This window comes from Acetomicrobium mobile (assembly GCF_937920065.1).
The window spans coordinates 1-4,012 of sequence record NZ_CALETC010000320.1 but is presented as its reverse complement, the minus strand read 5'-3'; the positions used below and the strand labels follow the sequence as shown (position 1 = coordinate 4,012).

General features: G+C 44.7%; 2 protein-coding genes. Both read right to left on the bottom strand.

What is annotated here, in order from left to right; genetic code table 11:
- Positions 1-27 precede the first annotated feature (27 nt).
- Complete coding sequence (locus Q7P41_RS12120; protein ID WP_303884590.1) at positions 28-3,255, bottom strand: FAD-dependent oxidoreductase; 3,228 nt, start codon at positions 3,253-3,255, stop codon at positions 28-30.
- A 176-nt stretch (positions 3,256-3,431) separates the two neighbouring features.
- Positions 3,432-3,908: an NADH-quinone oxidoreductase subunit NuoE gene (nuoE, locus tag Q7P41_RS12115; RefSeq protein WP_303884588.1), complete on the bottom strand. Its 477-nt coding sequence runs from the start codon at positions 3,906-3,908 to the stop codon at positions 3,432-3,434.
- Positions 3,909-4,012: the final 104 nt, after the last annotated feature.

Below are 4,012 nucleotides of genomic sequence, written 5' to 3'. Positions count from 1 at the left end.
AAGAAGCTTTTTGTTTTTCTCTGCTCCTTAAAGCTCCCCTAGTATCTTTAACAAACCTGATAATGTGTTAAGCTCTTTAGGAGGAAGCACGGTCTTGTTTTGTTCTAATATGCTGCCTGATAGGTTTGTCACGTGGCCATATCGTTCGTGCCACCCAGTTATGGGCACGACAATGTCAGTATTTATATCACCGTGAGCTTTTGAGGTTAAAAGTGCGCATTTTATAACCCCATTAACTGATCTAATTAACTCTATTGTCGATTGATCGGGTTCTATGGCGAGGAGTTGGGTTGTCTTACCTTCCTTTATCATGCTCATGTTGTCAATTGCAGGAGTTAAGAGATCGCCTAATATACGCAGGGCACCTTCAGTGTTGGCTCCGCGGTAAAGTGGCAAATAAAGACACTCGTCAAGCTTGATGCATAGATTAATCAGCGCCAGGGATGAGGTTGTGCTGGAAGCTACTTTGGGTCCCACGAGCGTGATTGGACGTTTAGCCGCAGCAAGGGTATTTTTGGCCAAAACAATATTTTCTTCATTAATTCCGGTGAACTTGGAAGCGCTTTGAATCAAGCCGGTCCCCGAAAGAGCATCAAATAACGGCGCAAGTTCCACAGCATTGGTCTTTAATAATATTGTAGAGCCCTTATCGAGCAACCCCGGGGTGCTGCCCGAATATATGACCTTTAGATCACCTTCCCTGACCATTTTACGCAACATGGAAGAGATGAGGGGAAGGTCTTCATCTAGATTGTCATCAATCACAAAGGCTACATCAGCCTCATAAAGTTGCCCAAGGGTGCCTCTTTTTAAGCCCTTGTCGTTGGCTTGTGCTAAGAAAGTCCTAAAATCGTCAACTTCTTTTACTGATACTAGGGCGTTAGGCGCAATTAGATCCAACGTGTCTTTTATTGCTTCGTATTCTTCGTTGCTCAAGCTATTGCCTACAAATATTGACGTTCTTTCCTTGGAGCGCAAGAACCCGGATAGTTTTTTCAAGCGATCCATCGAGTCGTTTGCTATCTCCAATCTATTGGTGTTTAAATGAAAAGTTCGTCCTTTGAAACAACATAGTCCATGAGTTGGAGAAGTGGGTGATCCCGAATCGGTAGTGACTCGTACGACATTATGGCGGGTTTTATCTGAATTTACATAGATTTCACACCCAAGTGAGCATTCACCACACGTCGTCTGAGTTTTAATTGGCACTTCGCTGTGTGGCCATCGCTCTTTGCGTTTTTCCGTTAGAGCTCCAACAGGACACAGATCTACGCAAACTCCGCATCCGGTGCATTCCGATTCATCCAAGGGTTTTAGGTATGCACCTTGAATAGTGGTGAAATAACCTCTGTTTACATAGTCGATGGCGTATAATCCAACAATTTCGTCACATGTCCTAACGCATCTTCCGCAGAGTATGCATTTATTCATATCTCTGTCGTAATATTTTAACTTTTCTTCGAAACGCTCTAGCTTCTCTCCGCTAAACTGATTAGGAGATGCCTCGTGCTGGACGGAGTAGGCGCGCAGTTTACATTCAAAAATATCGGGACATCCACATTCCATGCAGCGTTTGCTGTCTTTTTTGACTTGTTCCTCGGTTAAGCCCTTGTTGAATTCCTTGAAGGGAGAAGCTAGCCTTTCACTCGCAGGAAGTACGTAAGGGACTTCTCTTGGTTGTCTTTCCTCGTCTTCAAAATCCTCTGGGCCCAAGTCATCTCTTACTACATCGCACTCATAGGGGCGTTTGGGATATCCTTGTGTTATGTAGTGATGTATGGATTCGGCAGCGAAATGACCTTCTCCGATTGCCGCTATTGCTATATCCGGCCCGGTTCTTAAATCTCCGCATGCAAAGACTTTTTCAAGGGGAGTGGCATAATTTTCATCTGTCAAAATCCAACGCCCATTGTGTATTGTTGATGGGAGCATATGAAGCACGGGAGATTGTCCTATAGCGGCAATTACAGTGTCGGCTTCTATAGTGAAGGTTTCCCCCGTTGGGATGGGTCTTCTTCGTCCTGAAGCATCAGGCTCACCTAGAACCATCTTTTCGCAAACCAACTGCTGAACTCGGTCATGCCCCTTTATTTCCTTAGGCGCAGCAAGATAGATGAAGTTTATCCCTTCTTCCATGGCCTCTTCGATCTCTTCATCCTCGGCGGGCATTTCCTGCCTTGTGCGCCTGTACACCACTGTGACAGTTTCTGCTCCAAGCCTTTTAGCGCATCGACAAGCGTCCATCGCTGTGTTCCCGCCGCCTATTACGATCACTTTCTTCCCGATTTCAACCGGGAGGTGATTATTTACGTCGTATAGGAATTCTATCCCTGCTAGAACCCCATTTAAATTTTCTCCAGGCACTCCTAAGGGAGTGCTTTGCCAACAACCAAAGGCAAGCAAAAGGGCATCATGTTTTATGCGAAGTTGCTCCAAGGTTATATCCTTTCCAAGGGCCGTATTTGTTTTAGTTTTTATGCCCCATGATAGCAGCCATTCTATTTCTTTTTTTAGGATATGACGAGGCAGCCTGTACTCCGGGATGCCAAAACGCAGCATACCGCCTAATTCAGATTCTTTCTCGAATATGGTGACTTCATAACCTTTCTTTCTCAGAAAAAATGCGGCCGAGAGCCCTGCTGGCCCTCCTCCAACGATGGCAACGCTGTGACCGTTTTCCTGAATTTCATCGACGTGGCCAACCATATCCTTTTCTAAGCCCCAGTCGCTTATAAAGCGCTTTATTTCCCTTATGGAAACCGGCTCCTCATCGACGAAATTTCGCCTGCACTCTTCTTGACATGGGGCGGGACAAATCCTTCCAATGGAGGCAGGCAAAGTGATGTTTTCGTGCAAAAGGTCTAAGGCCTCTTTATATAAACCAACAGCAGCCAAATTTACGTAGCCCTGAACATCTCCCCTTGCGGGACAAGCTAACGTACAAGGCGGCCTGCAATCTCCCACATGATTAGATAACAACAACTCGAGAGTGGCCTTTCTGGCATCCTTTACCCTTTCCGAGTCAGTATATATCTCCATGCCATGGAAAATCTTGTTGGAACAAGCTCGAAGCAGAGTTTTGGCACCTTTAACCTCAACCATGCAAAGCGAACATCCACCATGAATTGACAGGCGTGGGTCATAGCAAAGATGTGGAATTTCTACGCCACACTCGGTACACAAATCTAAAATTGTTTGTCCCGAAAAGCCATATACCTCTCGACCATCTAGCAATACTCTAATATTTCGTTCCAAACTTCAAGACCTCCTCAATTAATTATTGCAATAAAACAGAACTATTCTGGCACGTCTTGTGTAAATAAGATATTTTTCGGTTCTTATCCCCAATAAACTAGAGATGGACAAGACATCGTTGATGCGTTCCAATATCTCTAGCATCCTTAACGAGAGATTAGTGGCAGGGACTAACTTTAGTCTTTTCGGTAATTTTCCAGCACTTGTATAGCTTTATCCGGAGTTAGCCGACCGTAAACTTTGTCTTCAACCATCATCACTGGTGCCAAACCACAACACCCGAGGCATGCAACAGGTTGTAGCGTAAAAAGGCCGTCATCCGTTGTATCGCCTTCTGAAATGCCCAAATGTCTAACTACCTCTTGAGCGATGAGAAGAGATCCTTGAACGTGGCATGCCGTACCCCTGCAAAGCTTGATGGTGTATTTTCCGGGAGGGTTAAACCGAAACATAGCGTAGAAGGTGGCCACTCCATAGAGACTTGCCTCTGAAATATCAAGTTCTCTGGCTACTTTGCTCATGGCTTCCTGAGGCAAGTAACCAAAGGTATCTTGAATTTTGGATAAAAGCGATATAGTGATGCCTTTTTTTCCTCTGAAGCTTTCAATGATGTTTTGCAGCACTTGTTCGTTGCCTTGTTCTACAGTAAGCACGGGCATTCCTCCTGTTTAAAATATTGGTCTCGGAAAAGATAGATTCTGGGATAGTATAATACTACCGAATTTTATTTAAAAGACGTGGACTCTTTTTGATAGAA